Genomic DNA, 19,463 nt, shown 5'->3' with positions numbered 1-19,463 from the left:
ATGCCGCCGAAACACGTGATGTTCACAGTCGACTCTCACAGAGAGGCCTGTCCCACTTTCCCCGAGCGCCTCACATTCTCACAACAATTCTTCTTTCCAGTATTTTGAGAGATGTGACTCATCCGCTCTTCCAGTCACCTATCAGTCCAGGAAATGAGTGATCCATCCACGGATCCACACGAGGTTGTCCAGGATCGGTACGGGATCGACATCTGGCGGTGTGCAGTGCCCCGCGGTGGTGTCGCTGTCGCTGAGGATCCGCTGCAGGTGGGAAGCGAGCCCATCGTGGTCGACAGCGATGGGCAGCCCCGATTCGAGGGGCCAGTCACCGTACAGGCCCCTCTCGACGTCGCGATAGGAGGACAGGTCGGGTACGTAGGCCACTGCCGGCTTCCCAGTGAGAGCGAAGTCGAAGAAGATGCTCGAGTAGTCCGACACCAGGACGTCGGCCGCCACCATGAGCTCCTCGACACTCGGGTACCCGCTGACATCGACCGTCCCCGGGACACGGCCGGTCCGGTTCATGTGGTGGCTGCGCATGAGGACCACCGCACCGAGACGATCAGCCAGAGACGCCCCGTCCAGAGCCCCCAGAGGCCCGCGCCCGCTCACGGAGCCGCCTCCGGTCTCACCCTTCGAAGGACGCAGGCTCTCACGCCAGGTCGGTGCGTAGAGGATGACCGGCTGCTCCTGACCGATTCCGAGCTCGTGGCGCACCCGCCGCCTCACCTGAGAGCCTCCGATCATCCTCACGTTTCGGGGGTACTCCCCCACCCGGACCTGCCCGTGGTATCCCAGAGCCTGCTGCAGACGCCGGCCGGCTTCCGGATTCTGGGCGAGCAGCAGATCCCACTGGGGGACCTGGCGGGTCATGAGGCGCCGGTATCTCAGGGTGACGGCTCTCGGGGCGTCGTGCAGCAGCTTCTTGATCGGAGTGCCGTGCCAGGTCTGGAGCAGATGCTGGCCCTCACGCTTGGAGAACCAGGAGGGCAGGTGGTCGTTGGTGACGATGACACGTGAGGTGCGCAGCGCCTCCACCCATTCCTGTGATCCGACGACGACGGGGCGGGCGCCCGACGGCACCGGAACCGTGCCATCGACGACCGACCACCACAGGGGCGCGGTGACGCCGTGGGCCGCCAGGTCCTCGCATATCGCGGCCGGGTTGTCTCCCCCGCTGCGCCCGCCGAAGGACTCCAGGAAGACTCCCGCCCTCAAGGCATTGGCCTCACGTTCAATGAGGAGCCGATGGCCCCGTCGTGAGCGCTCATGAGGTGTCAGCGGGGGGATGACGGCTACGGCCACGGTGCCGTCCCGCCGGGTGATGATCCGCGCGCGGCGTGCGGGGCGCACGCAGTCCACTGAAAAGGCGGCACCATCGGGCACCACCGCGGAGCCGGTGGGCGCCGGGGCGATGGGGACCTCGATGGCGGGTCCGTCAACCCACTCCCCTGCCAGACAGCTCCCCTCAATGCGGCGGTCGGGCTCGTCCCGCGAGGCGGCACTCCAACCCACCGGGCAGGTCCCCAGCTCGGCGCGGGGGTCGACCAGGTCAATACTCGCCGACCACCCGCCGCCCGGCACCAGGACGGCGGGCACCGCCATCGAGCCGCCACTTCCGGCGCTGCCACCGAGGACAATATCCAGCCTCGCCGGGGCCCCCGTCACCGTTCCGCTCAGCACCAGCGTTGCGTCGATGTCCTGACGCGCGGCGAGCAGCACGACGTCAATCGGACCACTGGGCAGCAGCGCACTCCCCCGGCTTCCGCTGTCCACCGCAGCGACCTGGAGCAACCCCCGTCGACCGCGCACCGCCAGGCGCTGCCCGGACTCCGGCGGCGCCAGCCGCCACCTGCTGGAGCCGGCCGGTTGCGGCATCCATGCCCGCACCCTTCGCCCCGCGACGCAGGTCACCACCCGAAACCACGCGGAGCGTCCCGGTTCGAGACGCAGACGCACCGCGATCCCCGAGGAGAGGTAGGAGCGCCACGGGTCGCCGGCCTCCAAATCGGCTCGGGGCGCCTCGCAGCGGTCCACCTCGGCGCGGCCTCGAACTTCTCCTGACTCGTCGACCACCTCAACGGTCGGGAGATCGGTCAGGCTCGGGTCCACTCCCCAGACCCAGGCGCAGCCGCGTACCTCCAGGGTCCTGGGCCCCACCCAGCGCGCTGTGTCGACGCCGACGTGCAGTCGCAGATCAACGTCTCGGACCTCGGTGAGCCGGTGGGGTACCGCGATCTGTTCCAGGAAGCGCTGCTCGGGACGCAGAGCCCCCGTCTCGTGGGTCAGGGGAAGGTGGCTCAGGTCCTGGCGCCAGCCGATCAGCTCCTCAAGCTCCGCGGCGTTGAGTGGCCCGTCTTGGATGAGGAGCCACAGCACGAGTCGATCGAGCAGCTCGGTCGACTCCCACACAGAGTCCTCTGCATCAGCCAGCGCCCTCCTCGCGGTGCGGCGGAGCCTGCCGACGAAGTCAGGCCCCTCCCGGTGAGCCCGCTCAGCCAGACGAGCAAGAGTCCGATTCAGGCGTTCGGCGACCAGACGCTGACGCACCGCCTCCGGGGCGTGGGCAACCAGCTGCACCATGGCGTCCACCTCCGCCAGGAGGGCGCCGGGATCGGCGTCCGCGCCGGGACCACGAGCCGCCGATCCGGCGCGCCAGGTGTAGACCTCCTCATCCAGCACGTCAATGCGGGTCGCGGTAAGAAGCACCGCGAGGGTTCTGGCGGGGAGAGGCATCACAGGGCTGCGGAGCGCACTGAGCCCTCGTGGCAGGGTCCACAGTCTTCGACGGGCCATGACGGCACCGGCCACAAGCTCCTCAACCGCCTCGGGCACCTCGGCCAGCGGCTCCGCGAGGCGAGGCGCGCGGGGCGGCCCCGTCCTCGGCCCGGCCCCGGTTACCGGTGTCAAGGACCGCGAGCGCGCAACGACGACGTCGGAGCCCGACCGCTCCAGGCACTGAATCATCGACTGGCAGGCACCGGCGATGAGTCCGTCCCCGCCGTCGACAATGGTGACCAGTCGCCCTCGCGCTCGCTTCAGGGCGGTCTCCAGGTCGCCGCCCCGGCAACAGGGCACGACCCGGATACGCCGGTCCCTGGCGGACAGGCGAGTCGCCACCTGCTCACCGGTGCTCTGCGCGTCGGCCTTCGGCCGGACGACGACCAGGACCTCCACGTCCTTGAAGGTCTGGTTGAGCACGGATCGGATGGCCCCTTCCAGGTGAGGGCCGGCCTCCGACGCCCGGACGATGACGCTGAGTCGGGGCCGGTGCACGCCGCGCAGAGCCGCACCGATGAGACGTCTGAGACGCCGACCGCCCATGTTCTTCTACCCCGTCAACCGGTGAGCGCTGCGGCGCCAGAGCCCCGTGGCGTCAATGAGGTTGCGCCCCTCGAGCAGGAGCGGATCAAGGTCGGCGAACTCCTGGTGGCTGACCAGCAGCGCCACGACATCAGCCTGTTCGACGGCCTGCCGGCACCCGGTCAGTCGCACGTTGTCCCGCCGAGCCAGAGACGGCGGAAGCTCCTTGGCGTGCGGCTCAGCCACCAGGACCCGGGCGTGGGGCGCTGCGACGGCCACGTTCTCGGTGATGGTGAGCGCGGGTGACTGGCGCAGATCGTCGACGTCGGCCTTGAAGGTCAGGCCGAGCACCGCCACGGTCGGCGAGGCCGCTCCTTCCAACGCCTGGAGGATGCGCCCCACGTAATGGGCCGGCCGGGAGTCGTTGACCTGGCGGGCCGTGCGGATGAGCCTGGTCTCCTCGGGAGCGCGGGACACCAGGAACCAGGGGTCCACCGCGATGCAGTGACCGCCCACCCCGGGGCCCGGTTGAAGAATGCTCACCCGCGGATGGCGGTTGGCCAGGTCGATGAGCTCCCAGACATCCACCCCGACCCGCTCGCAGACAACGGCCAGCTCATTGGCGAAGGCGATGTTGAGGTCGCGGAAGGCGTTCTCCGTCAGCTTGGTCATCTCGGCGGTGGCGGCGTCGGTCAGGACCAGGTCGCCCCGGCAGAAGGTGGCGTACAGGTCTCTGGCCAGGTGCGAGGCCTCGGGGGTCAAGCCGCCGATGACCCGGGAGTTGGTCACCATCTCCGCCATGATGCGCCCGGGCAGCACGCGTTCGGGGCAGTAGGACAGGTGCACCTGGGGCCGTCCGCCACCGCCGTCCATGGAGAGGTCCGGGCGCATCGCGATGATCGCCTCGGCCAGGCCGCGAGTGGTGCCGGGTGGACAGGTCGATTCCAGGACGATGAGCTCGCCCCCTGTGAGACGAGGGGCGATCTGCCTGGTGGCGGCCTCCACCAGGGAGAGGTCGGCCGCGTGGTCCCGGCCCGTCGATGGGGTCGGCACCGCGATGATGTAGGTCCGTGCCGACGGCGTCACCGTCTGGGCGCGCAGGCGGCCGGCCTCGACCTGCTGGGCCAGCACGGCGGCCAGCCCCTCCTCGAGGAAGGGAAGCTCTCCGCGGTTGACGGCCTCGACACGTTCCTGGACACGGTCCACCCCGACGACGTCCAGTCCGGCGCGGGCCAGGACCGCGGCCGTGGGCAGACCGATGTACCCCAGCCCGATGACCGCGACGTCGGCTACTTCAGCAGCGTCAGTCATGAGTCTCCATGCATTTGTACCCGTCCCACAAGGCACTCCGCCGGGACGCCGCGCCGTGCACCACGAGTCCTCACCCCTAGTTCACCGTGGCGGGAAGCAGCTCGACGGCGTCGGGGTGCTCGGCGAGGTAGGTGCTCACCTGGTCCTCGGCGAAGGCCTTGAACAAGGGAGCGTCCGCATCGGCGTCGAGCCTGACGATGGACTGCCCGTCCTCGGAGGTTCCCGTACCGGCGGTCGGTACGGTCATGAACATGATGTCGTTGCTGTGAAGGTGACGCGTCTCCAGGGCCAGGGACTGCATCTGGTTGAGAGTGAAGGACTCGTCCACGGCAACTGTCCGCGAGGCGGTCTTGAGGAACGAGTACAGCGCCGTGGGACTGCTCAAGGTGCCGTTGGTCAGGACCCTGCTCACGATGGAGCGCATCCAGGTCTGCTGACGCTTGACGCGGTCGAAGTCCCCGCCCGGAAGGGAGGAGCGCTCGCGGGTGTAGGCCAGGGCCTGTTGCCCGTTGAGTACCTGCGGCCCGGCCCCGAGATCCTTGCCGGCGAGTGTCTGAGGCGTCTTGAGGTTGACGCGCACCCCACCGATGTCGTCGGTCAGCGCGACGAAGGACTCGAAGTTCGCCACCGCGAAGTGGTCGATGTGGATGCCGGTGAGGTTCTCCACGGTGTGGATCGTCAGCGAGGGCCCCCCGTAGGAGTAGGCGGCGTTGATCTTGCCCTGGCCGTGACCGGGGATCTCCACCCACGAGTCACGGGGGATCGACATGACCGAGATCGTCTTCCTGTCGCCGCTGACCTGAACGATCATGATTGCGTCCGTGCGCTGGGCCCCCTCCTGCCACTGGGAGGGGTCGGAGGCGGAGGTGCGCGAGTCGGTCCCCAGGACCAGGATGTTGACGGCCGGCTCCTTGCCCGCCGCCGCCTTCTGCTGCGGGGCTCGCGTGGGAATACCTGCGAAGGGGTCCGCAATCGTCTCGATGCCGGAGGCGATGGAGTGACGCACCCACAGGGCGAGGCCTCCCGTGGCCAGGGTCAGAACCAGGAAGATCGCCAGGACACTGAGAAGGGCGATCCTCCATCCTCGTCCGGGGCGGCGTCGAGCGCCGCGTACGCTGCGCATCGAGGTCGTTTCGATCCCTGATGAGGATGCTTCAGCATCACCCTTGTCAATCGGGGTGCTTCCAGGTTCTGGTAGGAGGGACTGCGTCATGGGCTAATGGCACCACATATTTCTCAAGCGTTTTGCCCGGAATCCCCTTGTTTTAGGAATTCCGGGCAAATTGCTCATGAAATGAGATGCAACTGAGACCGACGCAATCTCTCCGTCACCATTTCATGTCACGCCCAGAATATCTTTCTGGACGATCAGAAGGAATATCTCCAGTGGTTTTATGAACGAGGGGGTACGAGCTGGTACATCCACCCGTAGGGGTCCTCGGCGTGACCGGACTGAATGGCGGTGAGCCGGTCGTGGATCTGCCGGGTGACCTCGCTGCCCTCGATACGGGCGTCGAACCCCTCGCCCTTGAGATGCCCCAGAGGCACGACGACGGCGGCGGTCCCACAGGCGAAGACCTCGCTGACCCGACCCGACTCGATGTCTGCGAGCAGCCCCTGAAGGCTGATGGTGTCCTCGACGACGCTCCGCCCGGAGTCGCGCAGCAGGCGGATGATGGCGCTGCGGGTGGAGCCCTCCAGGATCGTCCCGGTCAGACGCGGTGTACGTACGGTCCCGTCGGCGTCGACGACCATGATGTTCATGCCGCCGAGCTCCTCAATGTTCTTCTGCGAGACGTCATCGAGGAAGCAGACCTGGTCACAGCCCCGCGCGTAGGCCTCCTGCTGAGGAAGCAGGGAGGAGGCGTAGTTGCCCCCGGTCTTGGCCGCCCCGGTCCCTCCGCGTCCGGCACGGTGGTACTCGGTGGTCACCCAGATGGAGACGGGTTCGAGGCCGTGGGGGAAGTAGGATCCCGCGGGCGAGGCGATGACGTAGTAGTCGACCACGGCGGAGGGGCGCACACCGAGGAAGGCCTCGGAGGCGAAGGCGAAGGGGCGCAGGTAGAGGGACTCGCCCTCACCCGAGGGCACCCAGGCGGCGTCGGCACGCACCAGATCCACCAGGGAGGCCACGAAGTCCTCCTCCGCCAGCTCGGGCAGAGCCATGCGCCGGGCGGAGGCGTTGAGGCGCGCCGCGTTGTAGCGGGGACGGAAGGTCCACACTGATCCGTCCTCGTGCCGGTACGCCTTGATGCCCTCGAAGATCTCCTGGCCGTAGTGGAGCACAGCCGCGGCCGGGGACAGGCTGAGATTGCCGTAGGGAACGACGCCGTAGTCACCCCACCCCTCCCCCTGCCTCCAGCGGGCGTGAGCCATGTGGTCGGTGAAGGAGTTACCGAAGTGGAGGCCCGCCAGGACTGCTGCCCGGTCATCCTCAGTGACGGGTGACGGGTTGGCGGTCAGGGGGAATCGACCGGCGAGCACGTCGGCCTCCGGGACTGGGACCTCGGCGGCACGAGCCAAGGAGGAGGATGCGAAGTCGGTTGAGGTGGCGTCTGTCTCGGGCATAGGCCCACCCTACCGTCGAGGCCACAACTCGGACACGGCCTTCCCATATGCTGGCTGGCAGGCGGGCGCGGGACTAGGTTCCGGCCATGAGCTCCGTTCAGCGCCCATCGATCAGTGCTCACCGGCTGAGCCCCCGAGCCAGGTTCGTGCGGGGCACGCTGGCCGGCGCAGCCCTGCTGACCGGGACGGCCGGATGCGCACAGGTGGATTTGGATCAGCTCGCCGCCAACGCAGGTCCGGCTTCTCCTTCTGCGGCGCCGCACGTCTCGACGACTCCGTCCCGGATGGTGATGCCCACCCCGCTGCCGACCAGCCAGGCCACGGCCGCAGCAGCGCTCACGGTCGGGTTCCCGGACCTGCCCGGCTACACCACCTCCACCGCCGCACCGCGTGGGCCCTCGGCCCCCGCACCCACATCGCCTCCCCGAGCCTCCTGGTCACGTTCCTACGCCTCACCCTTCTCCGGATGCCAGGTGAGTGCCGAGCTGACCAGCGCGGAGGCGCTGGTCGTCTCCGGCGGCGACGACCAGCGCCCTGTCCGAGCACTGGTCCGCCTCCTTGGCGGAGACCTAGCCGGAGGATCGGCAATCCGGTCAGCAGGAGCTCACGGCGACGAACCGCTCCGAGCCCTACACCGGAATCGCCACGACCTTCAGCGCCAGAGTCAGCGGCTCCCGGGTCACGGGGAGGGCCTTCGTGCGGGTGTGGTCGGCCGACGGAGCGGCCCCGTCGGTGACTCAGGTGTGCCAGCAGGGAGCCTTCGATGAAACGGCGTGGGACACCACCATTCGTGGCATCACCGTGGACGGCCTGTCGGATCAGTCCCGCTGGCCCACGGGGACACCGGGACCCGAGACGCCGGTCGCCCCCACCGCCGGGTGAGCTCGTCACGGCTCTTGCGACTGCTCCCCTTGAGAGGACGGGTCCTGCACAGGTTCAGCGGCGCCCTGTGCACTCGATGGTGCCGCATCGGATGGGGCACCGATCTGGGAGTGCGGCTCAGGCTCCCCCTCTCCCCGGTCGACCGACCTCCTCACCCGCCTCCGTGGGCTCGCCGGACTCGCCCTGGCCAGGAGCTCCCGACAGGATCTCCCCCATTGGCGGAGCCACCTGGTCCTGGGCCGCGGAGGAGCGTCGGGAGGAGACCGCGGACTCGACCACGGCAACAGCTTGACCAAGGTCCGCGAGCGCCGCCCGGATCACGTCGACGTCGTCGCCTTGAATCGCCTGGTTGAGCGCAGACCTCTTGACCTCAAGACCAGCGGACTCCGCCTGGCTGAGGTCGCCGGCGATGGCTCCGCTTCGGGAGACCAGTGCCTTGGCGTCTGCGGCGGCGTCGCTCCTGACCCGCGAGAGCGACAAGGCCCCCACGATGGAGGAGCGTTGAGTCGCCGCCGCCGCTACGGTCGCCTGGAAGGTCCTTCCCCTCGATCCAGCGGCACGTGAATCCGCCTCGGCCAGGAAGACGGACATCTCGGAGTCAGTGAGTGGATCATCGGTCAGGACATCGCACCCGCACAGGCCGGCGAGCCCGGAGAGCACGAGGCAGGTGGCGACCCGACGTCGGGGACCGCGTAACGACATACCCAGAATGTAACGACCCGCCCGAGTACTGCGGTCACGCTCCGGACACGAAGAGGGCCGTGGTGTCTCAATGCGATGACGCATCCGCCCCGGCCGTCACCGCGTCGGCGATGGCGTCACCGATCTGGCTGGTGGAGCGCTGGGCGCCGCCGCCTCGGGCGGCCATGTCCGCAGTGACTCCGGCCTCGACCCTCGCAGCCGCCTGGGACAGTCCCAGGTGGTCGAGCATGAGGGCGACGGCGCTGATCGTGGCGGTCGGGTCCGCCTTGCCCTGACCGGCGATATCCGGGGCAGAGCCGTGGACGGGCTCGAACATCGAGGGGAAGGCCCTCTCGGGGTTGATGTTGCCCGAGGCCGACAACCCGATGCCACCGGTCACGGCACCGGCCTCATCGGTGAGGATGTCGCCGAAGAGGTTGTCGGTGACGATGACGTCGAAGCGGCCGGGGTCGGTCACCATGTAGATGGTGGCGGCGTCCACGTGGCAGTAGTCGACGGCGACGTCGGGGTACTCGGCGCCGACGGCCTCCACGGTGCGGCGCCACAGGTCGCCGGCGTGGACGAGCACGTTGTGCTTGTGGACGAGGGTGAGGTGCTTGGCGGCCCTGGCCCGGGCCTTGGCGAAGGCGTAGCGAACCAGGCGCTCCACCCCGTAGGCCGTGTTGACACTGACCTCGGTGGCGATCTCGTGCGCCGTCCCCTGCCGCACGACTCCCCCGTTCCCGCAGTACAGACCCTCGGTGCCCTCACGCACCACGACGAAGTCGATGTCACCGGGATCGGCCAGCGGCGTCGGCACACCCGGGTAGTAGACCGAGGGACGCAGGTTGACGTAGTGATCCAGGGCGAAGCGCAGGCGCAGGAGCAGACCGCGCTCGAGCACACCCGAGGGGACGGAGGGATCACCGACGGCCCCCAGCAGGATGGCGTCATGCGCCTTGATGGCCTCAAGATCCTCATCGGCGAGGGTCTGACCGGTCCGGTGCCAGCGCTCGGCCCCCAGGTCGAAGGCGGTAGGACGGACCGCGACCCCGGTTCCCTCCAGCGCTCGCTCAAGGACCTTGAGCCCCTCGGGGACGACCTCCTTACCGATGCCGTCACCCGGGATTACTGCCAGCTTGATGGTCTGCGTCATGGGGCCACCTTAGGGCACGATCAGGATGCGAGACGAGGAGTCCGCATAACGGAAGTACGCGCTCGCGTTTCGACCAACGGTCGGTTATTCTGTTGCCGATGCACCAAGGAGGAGCCATGCCGCGCATCCACCGCCCTGCCGCACAACGTCGCGAGGAGATTCTCGACGCCGCACACACCCTGTTCACCACCAAGGGGTTTCAATCCACCACCATGGAGGACATCCTGAGGATCGTGGGCATCGCCAAGGGGACGCTCTACTACCACTTCCCCAGCAAGGAGCAGATCCTCAGGGCCCTGGTCCTGCGCATCGTCCTCCAGGTCGAGCAGCAGGCCCGCGAGATCGCCGCCTCATCGGCTCCGGCGACGGACAAGCTCGCAGCGATCATGGCCGCGATGCGGCTCGTGGACACCGAGACCGAGCTCGTCGACCAGTTCCACGCACCGGGTAACGCGGAGTTCCACCTGCTGTCCATCACGGCGATGATCGAGCACCTCACCCCGGTCCTCGCCGAGGTCATCACCCAGGGGGTGAGCGAGGGGACCTTCACCACCGAGCGCCCCCGTGACGCCATCGAGCTGCTGCTGAGCGCCTCGGGCATCCTCCTGGATCACGACATCATGAACTCCGGCCCCGATGAGCTCGCCCGCCGCCACGACAGCCTCATCTGGGCCTGCGAGACACTGCTGGGTGCCAAGCCCGGCAGCCTCGGCATCCTGATGAAGGCGGAGCCGTGAAGCACGTCGGACTGCTGGTCCTGGGCTCGTTCATCAACTCGCTGGGAACAGGGCTGACCGCCTTCGGCCTGGCCGTCGTCATACTGCGCGCCTACGGAACGGCGTCCTCGGTGGCGGCCGTCCAGATGAGTGCCTTCGCCCCCATTGTTCTTCTGGCGCCCTTGGCCGGGGTCCTCGCAGACCGCTACGACCGCCGCCTCATGATGATGATCGGGGACGCCGGCTCGATTCTCGGACTGGGCGTCATCCTCATGACCCTTTCCTCGCCCCGACCGTCCTTGGGATGGATCTGCGCAGGAGCCGTCATCTCCTCCTGCCTGGCCGCGCTGACCGAGCCGGCGCTACGGGCGAGTGTCACCGATCTGGTGACCGAGGAGGACTATGTGCGCTCCTCCGGCCTCCTCCAGCTCGCCTCGGCGGCCAAGTACCTGCTGGCACCGGCCGTGGCGGGATTCCTCATGCCCCTGGTCGGGCCCCGGGGTCTCCTGTTGCTGGACGCCAGTACCTGCCTGGTCACCGTGGCGTGCACCCTGACGGTGCGCCGCGCCCTGGCGGCCGAGGAACCGCAGCACGCCACGCCCCGGCAGTACGAGGACCACAACGTCATGGCGGGGTGGCTGGCCATCGCATCCCATCCCGCCCTGCGCACGCTCGTTGTCCTCATGACCTTGGCCACTCTCGCGATTGGGGTCGTTCAGGTGCTCCTCAAGCCGATCCTCCTGCCCACCGTGAGCACCACCGAGATGGGGGTGGTCGAGACGGTGGCCGCTACCGGCATGCTCGTGGGCGCGGCTCTGGTGACCGCCTGGAAGAGCGCCCAGCCGACGACGCTGCTCGCCTCGGGCCTGGCCGGAACCGGCGCCGCCATGGCCCTGCTCCCCGTGGGGCCGGGCGCCTGGTGGGTGGCCGCCTGTGGATTCCTCATCTTCGCCTGCCTGCCCCTGTCCCAGGCCGGGGCGGAGGTCCTTGTGCGCACCCGGGTCGACAACGCTCAACAGGCACGCACCTGGGGCACCATCAGTCTGGTCACCCAGATGGGCTATCTGGCGGCCTACCTGTGCTCCGGGGTGCTGGTCGACCGTGTGCTTCAGCCCCTGGTGGAGCCGGGACAGTCACTGTCCACCAGCCTGGGAGCCGTCGTCGGCACCGGTCCTGGACGCGGCGCAGCGCTTCTCGTGGGTCTCATGGGCATGGTCTTGGCCCTGGTGGCCCTCGCCGTTCGTCTCCAGCGGCGCCGGCTCGCCTGACCCCGGCGTCCACGGACGACACGAGGGCGGCGCCCCGATGACCTGACGTCATCGGGGCGCCGCCCGTTGTCAACGGATCTCGGCAGTCCTCAGCGGGCCACGGAGCCCTCGGTGTAGTCCTTGTCGACGTCGGCGCGCCAGGCGAACATGGAGCGCACCTCGCGGCCGGTGGACTCGATGGGGTGCGCCTCGCCCTCGGCCCGGAGCTTCTTGAACTCCGGAGCGCCGGCGGCCTGGTCGTCCATGAAGCGCTTGGCGAAGGTGCCGTCCTGGATGTCGGAGAGGACCTCCTTCATGTGCTCCTTGACCTCGGGGGTGATGACGCGCGGGCCGGAGACGTAGTCGCCGTACTCGGCGGTGTCGGAGCAGGACCAGCGCTGCTTGGAGATACCGCCCTCGTTGATGAGGTCGACGATGAGCTTCATCTCGTGGCAGACCTCGAAGTAGGCCATCTCGGGCTGGTAGCCGGCCTCGACCAGAGTCTCGAACCCGTACTGGATGAGCTTGGAGACGCCACCGCACAGGACCGCCTGCTCACCGAAGAGGTCGGTCTCGGTCTCCTCGCGGAAGGTGGTCTTGATGGCACCGGCGCGGGTACCGCCGATGGCCTTGGCGTAGGACAGGACGAGGTCCCAGGCGCTACCGGTGGCGTCCTGCTCCACGCAGACGAGCACGGGCACGCCTCGGCCGGACTCGAACTCACGGCGCACCGTGTGGCCGGGTCCCTTGGGGGCCACCATGACGACATCGATGTCCGCGGCCGGCTTGATGTAGCCGAAGTGGATGTTGAAGCCGTGGGAGAACAGGAGGGCGGAGCCCGCCTTGATGTTCGGCTCGATCTCCTCGCGGTAGAGGGTGGCCTGCACCTGGTCGGGCGCCAGGACGGTGACGACGTCGGCCCAGGCGACGGCCTCGGCGATGGACTTGACGGGCAGGCCCGCCTCCTCCGCCTTGGCCACCGAGGAGGAGCCCTCACGCAGGCCGACAACGACCTCGACGCCGGAGTCGCGCAGGTTCAGAGCGTGAGCGTGCCCCTGGGAACCGTAGCCGATGACGGCGACCTTCTTGGACTGGATGACGGACAGGTCGGCATCGTCGTCGTAGAACTTCTCAGCTGCCATGATTGCTTCTCACTTCTCCTTGAGTTGATCGGTGATGGATCGTGGGCCGCGCGTGATCGCCACGGCACCGGACTGGACAATCTCTTTGACACCGTACGGCTGGAGAGCCGTCAGTAGAGCCTTGACCTTGGATTCTGAGCCGATGGTCTCGATGACCACCGACGTGGGGGCGACGTCCACGACGTGGGCGCGGAACAGGTCGACGACCTGGAGCACCGCCGTGCGGTTGGCATCATCAGCGTGTACCTTGATGAGGTAGAGTTCGCGCTCGACTGAGGTGTCGGGGTCCAGCTCGACGATCTTAAGGACGTTGACCAGTTTGTTGAGCTGCTTGGTGACCTGCTCCATGGCCAGCCCCTCGGCATCGGCGATCACCGTGATACGCGAGATGTCCTCGTGCTCGGTGGGGCCCACGGCCAGGGAGTGGATGTTGAAGCCCCGGCGCGTGAACAGCGCCGACACCCGGGTCAGCACGCCGGGCTTGTTCTCCACCAGGACGGACAGCGTGTGCTTCTCGCTCACGGCGCTCACTCCTCTTCCCACACCGGGCTCATGCCACGGGCGTGCTGGATCTCGTCGTTGGACACCCCGGCCGCGACCATGGGCCACACCTGGGCGTCCGCGGAGACGATGAAGTCGACGACGACGGGGCGGTCGTTGATGGCATTGGCCTGGGCGATGACGTCATCCAGGTCCTCAAGGCGCTCGCAACGCAGTCCCACGGCCCCGTAGGCCTCGGCCATCGTGACGAAGTCGGGGATACGCACCGTTCCGGCGCCGGTATTCAGGTCGGTGTTGGAGTAGCGCTGCCCGTAGAACAACGTCTGCCACTGCCTCACCATGCCCAGCGAGGAGTTGTTGATGATGGCGACCTTGATGGGGATGTTGTTGAGGGTGCAGGTGGCCAGCTCCTGATTGGTCATCTGGAAGCAGCCGTCTCCGTCGATGAGCCACACCGGCCGGTCGGGGCACGCCTCCTTGGCGCCCATGGCGGCGGGCAGGCCGTAGCCCATGGTGCCCGCGCCGGCTGAGGTGAGCCAGGTGTGGGGGCGACGGAAGGTGAGGTAGTGGGCCGACCACATCTGGTGCTGGCCCACGCCCGTGACCCAGATGGTGTCCTCGGAGGCGGCCCGGTCGAGGTGGGTGATGACCTCCTGAGGCTGAAGCAGCCCGTCATCGGTATCGGTCCATCCCGTGGGGTAGGTGGCCTGGATCCGCCCGACCTCGCTGCACCACGGGGCGATGTCCACACGTCCCTCGGCGACGACGTGGTCGCGGAACTCGGCGCTCAGAGCGGGAACGACGTCGGCCAGGTCACCAACGATCGGGACGTCGGCGGTACGGATCTTGGAGATCTCGGCCGGGTCGACGTCGACGTGGATCACCGAGGCCTTGGTGGCGAAGGTGTCAGGCTTGCCGGTGACCCGGTCGTCGAAGCGGGCTCCCAGGCAGACGACGACGTCAGCGCGCTGCAGGGCCCCGACAGCGGCCACGGTGCCGTGCATCCCGGGCATCCCCAGGTTGAGCGGGTGCTCACTGGGCATGACGTCCAGGGCGGTCAGAGTGGTGACGAAGGGCGCCCCGATGAGCTCGATGAGCTCAGTCAGGTCCTCGGAGGGCACCTGCGCCCGGTTCAGGCCGCCGCCGAGGTAGAGGACGGGCCGCTCGGCCGCGCAGATCACCTCGGCGGCCTGAGCCAGGCGCCGCTGGTTGGGCTTGCCCGGCAGGCGGTAGCCGGGAAGGTCCCGGGCCGGGGGCCACACGAACTCGGTGGGCCCCTCCTGGGCATCCTTGGAGATATCGATGAGGACCGGGCCGGGGCGACCGGTGGAGGCGATGTGGAAGGCCTCGGCCACGCACGGAACGATGTCCTCGGAACGGGTGATGAGGAAGGAGTGCTTGACGAAGGGCATCGTGGCACCAACGATATCGGCCTCCTGGAAGGCGTCCGTCCCGATGCCACGGCTTCCTACCTGACCGGTGATGGCCAGCAGGGGCACTGAGTCCATGTGGGCGTCACCGATGGGGGTGATGAGGTTGGTGGCGCCGGGTCCGGACGTGGCGACGCACACCCCGGGGCGACCGGTGACCATGGCATAGCCCTCGGCGGCATGACCAGCACCCTGCTCGTGGCGCACCAGGACGTGACGGATCTTCGTCGAGGCGAGCAGGGGGTCATAGAAGGGCAGGATGGCACCACCCGGCATCCCGAAGATGTCTGTGACGCCTAGCTCCTCCAGCGCGCGCACCAGAGCCTGGGCGCCTGTCATGACCTGCTGGCCCTGACGTGCGGGAGCGTCATCGCGTGTCATCGCTCGCTCTCCTTCTCCGTGCCTACTGCCCGGCAACCTGCCGGGTAATGAACGTTAGATCAGTCTCCGCACAGAGTCATAATGAGACAGCGACTATCTCACATCGTGGAATCACGAACTCGGTGGCGTGGTGGTTCCCCCGGCGAGGAGTCTTCCCCGCCCCCCGCGGATCACGGACCTTGGTACGCCATCCGCGCCTGCGGAGATGACACAATGCTCCTGTTACTCCTGACAAAACATCCGCTGCGTCACTTTCAGCGGAGACACGGAAGGCGGAACTAGCGACGTGGCTACGGTCCTGGACTACCTGTTAGGCAACCCGGTTGTCATCGTCCTCCTCATGGTCGGCGCCGGGCTGCTGCTATGGCGCGCCAGACGCAGGAGCATACGCGTCCCGGCAGCGGCCCTCCTGATCGGCAGTACCGCCCTGCTCATCTGGAAGGTGGCGCACGCCAATGTCCTGCACCACTTGTCCGAGAACGTGGTTCTCGTCCTGTTCCTCCTGGTCGGCACCGGGATGCTGCTGGGGCACGTCAAGATCAAGGGAGTCAGCCTCGGAGCTGCCGCGGTACTGTTCTGCGGCATCGCGTTGGCGGCCTGGGGAACGTCTGCCGCAACGCCGATCGAGGTTCCCCGAGAGCTGGGAACACTGGGGCTGGCGATCTTCACCTTCGCCATCGGCATCCAGTCCGGGCCGAACTTCTTCCACGTCATCCGAACCGCCGGCGGACCGTTGGCGATCCTCCTGGGCGTTCTGGGCGTGGCAGCCCTGGCGGCCGTGGGCGTGGGGCGTCTCCTCGGACTCAAGGCGGCGATGATCGCGGGGGCCTTCGCCGGCGCCGTCACGAACACCCCCGCCCTGGCCGCAGCCGGTAACGCCGCTGCCATGGCCGGCGACAAGGGCGGGCCGGGTGACGCCACGGTGGCCTATGCCGTCACCTACCTTTACGGTGTCATCGGCATGCTGTTCTTCTGCCTGCTGGCGCTGCGCTACCGGCGCAGCGATAAGGACACTCCCTCCCCGCTCATCAACCGCACCATCCGGGTGGAGCGCGAGGACGGCCCGCTCCTGGGCAACATCGTTGAGACGATCTCCGGCCAGCTGCGGTTCTCGCGTCTGCGCCGGGGCGAGAAGGGCCCGATCACCCGACCGAAGAATGACGACCGGCTGTACAAGGATGATCTCATCACCGTCGTCGGCACCCAGGATGCCGTCAACCAGGCGATCAAGGCGGTGGGCCACGGCTCGTCGCACTCACTCATCGAGGACCGCAAATACCTCGACTTCCGCCGTATCACGGTCTCGGACCCGAAGCTGGCCGGCCGCACCATCGGTGACCTGGATATCGACAGCCGTTTCGGCGCAACGATCTCGCGGGTACGCCGCGGCGACGTCGACATGGTGGGCACCCCGGATCTGGTGCTGCAGCAGGGGGACCGGGTTCGCGTCGTCGGCCCAACCGGCCGCATGAAGGAGATTTCGACGTACTTCGGTGACTCCTCGCGCGGGTTGTCCTCTATCAACCCGGTGGCGCTGGGCCTGGGGATGACACTGGGCATCTTCATCGGTGAGTGGAAGTTCCTCACGCCCACCGGCGCAACCTTCTCCATCGGGTCGGCCGCGGGCACGCTCCTGATCGGCCTCATTTTGGGACGCATCGGCCGCATCGGGAAGTTCGTGACCGCTATGCCCTTCACCGCGACAGCGGTGCTCTCGGAGTTCGGTCTCCTAGTCTTCCTGGCGCAGGCGGGCACCAAGGCCGGCGGAGAGATCGCGCACGCATTCACCGGAGGTGATTGGTGGAGGATCTTCGTCACCGGTTTCGTCGTCACCACCATCGTGGGACTGGGGATCTACGTCTCCATGCGTTGGATCGTCAAGATGGGAGGGACCCGCCTGTCCGGTCTCATCGGTGGCGCCCAGACCCAGCCGGCGATTCTGGCCTTCGCTAACGAGCGCACCGGAGCGGATCCTCGGGTGGCCCTGGGATACGCGATGGTCTACCCCGTGGCCATGATCGTCAAGATCTTCATTGCGCAGGTCCTCGGCGGTCTCTGACCCCTCTCCCCCGAGCCACACGGGTGCTGCACGATCAATGGTGGCCCGCCGCTACGTATCAGCGGCGGGCCACCATCGTCCACCTGGGACGCACACAGACCGAACGTCAGTCCTCCAGAGGCTGCTCCGCCGCCTCGACGTGTGTGCGAGGGAGCGTGATGCGACCCGAGGTGGCGACATCGTGGCGCCAGTTGTGGTCGGTGATGATGCGTGCCAGGGCGAGCCCCACGCCAATGGCTGTAATGACGAAGAAGACCTCGAAAAGGTTCGTGGCCGCCTCGCCGACGTCGACGCCGCCCTTGTCCACCGAGAGCGTGTTGAGCGCGGAAATGGCCCGGTAGAAGGGAACCCCGGGGATCATGATGACCACTGCGGGTACGGAGAGCGCCACCCGGGACAGGGAGGCGCGGGAGACGAAGAGCTGGGCGAGCAGGCCGATTGTGACCGCGGCCAGCCCCACCGCAAGCTGCCACGGGACATGGAAGACGTCGATGAGAAGCAGTCTGCCGGTATTGGCCAGAGCCCCGACCACCGCGGCCAACATGCTGGCCTTGACGCCGGCATTGAACAGCATCGCGAATCCGTAGGCGGCGATGAAGGAGCAGAAGCAGCGCAGGACGTGCAGGAGCGGACCATGGAGCTCAGTGCCGCTGGCCGCCGCTACGTCCCAGCGGAAGATGAAGGTCACTGTCCAGACGGCAACGCCTGCGGCCGCCATGACCATGAGCACGTAGGCAGTGCGTGACAGCGCCGAGGAGAAGTCCTGACGGAACAGGTCGAGCATGGCGGTGACCATCGGGAAACCCGGGATGAGGAAGAGGATCGCCGAGATGATGCCGCCCTGGTGGTTGCCAGTCACCACACCGGCTGCGTCGAGCGCAGTCACAACGCCCATGTACGTGCCGGAGGCCGCGACTCCGCAAACGAGCCAGGTGAAGAAGTGCTGGTAGTGCCTCTCGAGCATTTGCCGGCGGATGAACTGTCCCAGGAATGCCGCGACGAGCACCGTCAGGCACTCAACCCAACCACCCTTGTTGAGGAAGCAGAATCCCGCGCAGGCGACTCCTGAGGCGGCCGCATTGGCGAAGGCGTTGTAGCGGGCGTGCATCTTCTCGACCTGTTCGAGCTTGGCCTCGAGGCGCTCAACCGTTTCATGGGCTCGCAGGTCGTGGACGATGCGACGCAGTGCCTCCAACCGACCGACGTTGACACCGACACGACGTACTTCGCATGCCTCGGTACGAAAGCGGTTGCCGACGTAGGAGGAGGTCACGATCTCCGTCATCGTCACGGTCGCCTCGTGGCGGTCAAGCCCCACGGCCGAGGCGGCTCTGGCCATAGAGGACTTGATGCGGTAGGAGCCAGCACCAGCGGCGAGCATGAGCCGCCCCAGGTGCAGTACGACGTCGGACTGTTGCATGAGCCGATCAGCGTCAAGGCTCGGCTCATGGCTGCTGCCCGAATGGGGGGAAGGGAGGTCGGTGTGAGTCACGGAAACAATGGTGCACCGTTTCGTACCCCGATGTCAGATCGGGGCAGGACACAGCACAGCCTCGGCTACTGCGGGTTGGTCTGGTGGCGTTGGTGGTTCTGGATGAGAATACGACCGGCCCCCAGGGTTCCTCTCCTAAGAGGGGCCCTGGGGGCGGTGCGTGAATATGTGCTCGGTGGTGTCCTACTCTCCCGCACCCTGGCGGGTGCAGTACCATCGGCGCTGTCAGGCTTAGCTTCCGGGTTCGGGATGGGTGCCGGGCGTTTCCCTGTCGCTGTGACCACCGAGACGACTGGTTGGGCTGTGCGTGTGTCCGTTCGTCTTGGCGTGTGAGCCGCTATTTGGTTGTTGTCTGGCTGCCCCCGTTAAACCACGCACGCACGCTGGGTGCTTGTGTGTGGTTGGTGGTTGGGTTGGGTGTGGACCGTATAGTGGACGCTTCGCTCTTACTCTCACCGCCCCCGGGTGTGGGGGTGTTGTTGTTTGTGTTGGCCTATTAGTACCAGTCAGCTCACAGACCGTTGCCGGTCTTCCACTCCTGGCCTATCAACCCAGTAGTCTGCTGGGGGCCTACCAGGACACCGAGGTGCCCTG

At 67.4% G+C, this 19,463-nt stretch carries 15 protein-coding genes and 2 rRNA genes; 4 read left to right on the top strand and 13 right to left on the bottom strand.

Annotated elements, in window-relative coordinates; genetic code table 11:
* Positions 1-141: 141 nt before the first annotated feature.
* The 5 genes from RIV12_RS09865 to RIV12_RS09845 all read right to left on the bottom strand — a co-directional run bounded on the left by RIV12_RS09865 (position 142) and on the right by RIV12_RS09845 (position 7,522).
* Positions 142-3,324 (bottom strand): bifunctional glycosyltransferase/CDP-glycerol:glycerophosphate glycerophosphotransferase, encoded by a 3,183-nt coding sequence (locus tag RIV12_RS09865; protein ID WP_309323516.1) that lies wholly within the window; start codon positions 3,322-3,324, stop codon positions 142-144.
* Between the two features lie 6 nt (positions 3,325-3,330).
* A complete protein-coding gene (gene wecC, locus RIV12_RS09860; protein ID WP_309323515.1) occupies positions 3,331-4,614 on the bottom strand; it encodes a UDP-N-acetyl-D-mannosamine dehydrogenase in 1,284 nt (427 codons plus the stop codon).
* A 76-nt stretch (positions 4,615-4,690) separates the two neighbouring features.
* Positions 4,691-5,827 (bottom strand): LCP family protein, encoded by a 1,137-nt coding sequence (locus RIV12_RS09855; protein ID WP_309323513.1) that lies wholly within the window; start codon positions 5,825-5,827, stop codon positions 4,691-4,693.
* 179 nt (positions 5,828-6,006) lie between these two features.
* A complete protein-coding gene (locus tag RIV12_RS09850; protein ID WP_309323511.1) occupies positions 6,007-7,182 on the bottom strand; it encodes a branched-chain amino acid aminotransferase in 1,176 nt (391 codons plus the stop codon).
* A 214-nt stretch (positions 7,183-7,396) separates the two neighbouring features.
* Positions 7,397-7,522 (bottom strand): hypothetical protein, encoded by a 126-nt coding sequence (locus RIV12_RS09845; RefSeq protein WP_256695558.1) that lies wholly within the window; start codon positions 7,520-7,522, stop codon positions 7,397-7,399.
* A 356-nt stretch (positions 7,523-7,878) separates the two neighbouring features.
* On the opposite strand from RIV12_RS09845, the gene RIV12_RS09840 reads away from it, so the two are divergent.
* Positions 7,879-8,064 carry a hypothetical protein gene (locus RIV12_RS09840; protein WP_309323509.1) on the top strand — a complete coding sequence of 62 codons (186 nt, stop codon included), beginning with the start codon at positions 7,879-7,881 and terminating at the stop codon, positions 8,062-8,064.
* 117 nt (positions 8,065-8,181) lie between these two features.
* Here RIV12_RS09840 and RIV12_RS09835 read toward each other — a convergent pair whose 3' ends face one another.
* On the bottom strand, positions 8,182-8,766 hold the full coding sequence (locus RIV12_RS09835; protein WP_309323507.1) for a hypothetical protein: 585 nt from the start codon (positions 8,764-8,766) through the stop codon (positions 8,182-8,184).
* A gap of 67 nt (positions 8,767-8,833) precedes the next feature.
* Positions 8,834-9,901: a 3-isopropylmalate dehydrogenase gene (locus RIV12_RS09830; protein WP_075418411.1), complete on the bottom strand. Its 1,068-nt coding sequence runs from the start codon at positions 9,899-9,901 to the stop codon at positions 8,834-8,836.
* 116 nt (positions 9,902-10,017) lie between these two features.
* Between RIV12_RS09830 and RIV12_RS09825 the strand changes: the two genes are divergently transcribed.
* A complete protein-coding gene (locus RIV12_RS09825; RefSeq protein WP_309323505.1) occupies positions 10,018-10,638 on the top strand; it encodes a TetR/AcrR family transcriptional regulator in 621 nt (206 codons plus the stop codon).
* Complete coding sequence (locus RIV12_RS09820) at positions 10,635-11,885, top strand: MFS transporter (RefSeq protein WP_075418413.1); 1,251 nt, start codon at positions 10,635-10,637, stop codon at positions 11,883-11,885. The genes RIV12_RS09825 and RIV12_RS09820 overlap by 4 nt, the downstream gene beginning before the upstream one ends.
* A gap of 89 nt (positions 11,886-11,974) precedes the next feature.
* Here RIV12_RS09820 and ilvC read toward each other — a convergent pair whose 3' ends face one another.
* The 3 genes from ilvC to RIV12_RS09805 are packed head-to-tail and all read right to left on the bottom strand — an operon-like array spanning position 11,975 to position 15,318.
* Positions 11,975-13,006 carry a ketol-acid reductoisomerase gene (gene ilvC, locus RIV12_RS09815; protein ID WP_075418414.1) on the bottom strand — a complete coding sequence of 344 codons (1,032 nt, stop codon included), beginning with the start codon at positions 13,004-13,006 and terminating at the stop codon, positions 11,975-11,977.
* Positions 13,007-13,015: 9 nt separating this feature from the next.
* Positions 13,016-13,528, bottom strand: coding sequence for an acetolactate synthase small subunit (ilvN, locus tag RIV12_RS09810; protein WP_003784785.1), 513 nt, complete (start codon positions 13,526-13,528; stop codon positions 13,016-13,018).
* 5 nt (positions 13,529-13,533) lie between these two features.
* Positions 13,534-15,318 (bottom strand): acetolactate synthase large subunit, encoded by a 1,785-nt coding sequence (locus RIV12_RS09805; protein ID WP_309323503.1) that lies wholly within the window; start codon positions 15,316-15,318, stop codon positions 13,534-13,536.
* Between the two features lie 286 nt (positions 15,319-15,604).
* Between RIV12_RS09805 and RIV12_RS09800 the strand changes: the two genes are divergently transcribed.
* Positions 15,605-17,377: an aspartate:alanine exchanger family transporter gene (locus tag RIV12_RS09800; protein ID WP_178388852.1), complete on the top strand. Its 1,773-nt coding sequence runs from the start codon at positions 15,605-15,607 to the stop codon at positions 17,375-17,377.
* 106 nt (positions 17,378-17,483) lie between these two features.
* On the opposite strand, the gene RIV12_RS09795 is transcribed toward RIV12_RS09800, so the two are convergent.
* The 3 genes from RIV12_RS09795 to RIV12_RS09785 all read right to left on the bottom strand — a co-directional run.
* The gene (locus tag RIV12_RS09795) at positions 17,484-18,797 is read right to left on the bottom strand and encodes a threonine/serine exporter family protein (protein WP_178388853.1); all 1,314 of its coding nucleotides are present in this window, start codon (positions 18,795-18,797) and stop codon (positions 17,484-17,486) included.
* Between the two features lie 242 nt (positions 18,798-19,039).
* Positions 19,040-19,157 (bottom strand): 5S ribosomal RNA (rrf, locus tag RIV12_RS09790).
* A gap of 187 nt (positions 19,158-19,344) precedes the next feature.
* Positions 19,345-19,463: ribosomal RNA gene (locus tag RIV12_RS09785) — 23S ribosomal RNA — on the bottom strand; the annotation flags it as partial.

Source organism: Actinomyces stomatis, assembly GCF_031292835.1.
GTDB classification, from domain to species: Bacteria; Actinomycetota; Actinomycetes; order Actinomycetales; family Actinomycetaceae; genus Actinomyces; species Actinomyces stomatis.
The sequence above is the reverse complement of the archived record's forward strand: the minus strand, read 5'-3'. Positions and strand labels throughout refer to the sequence as shown.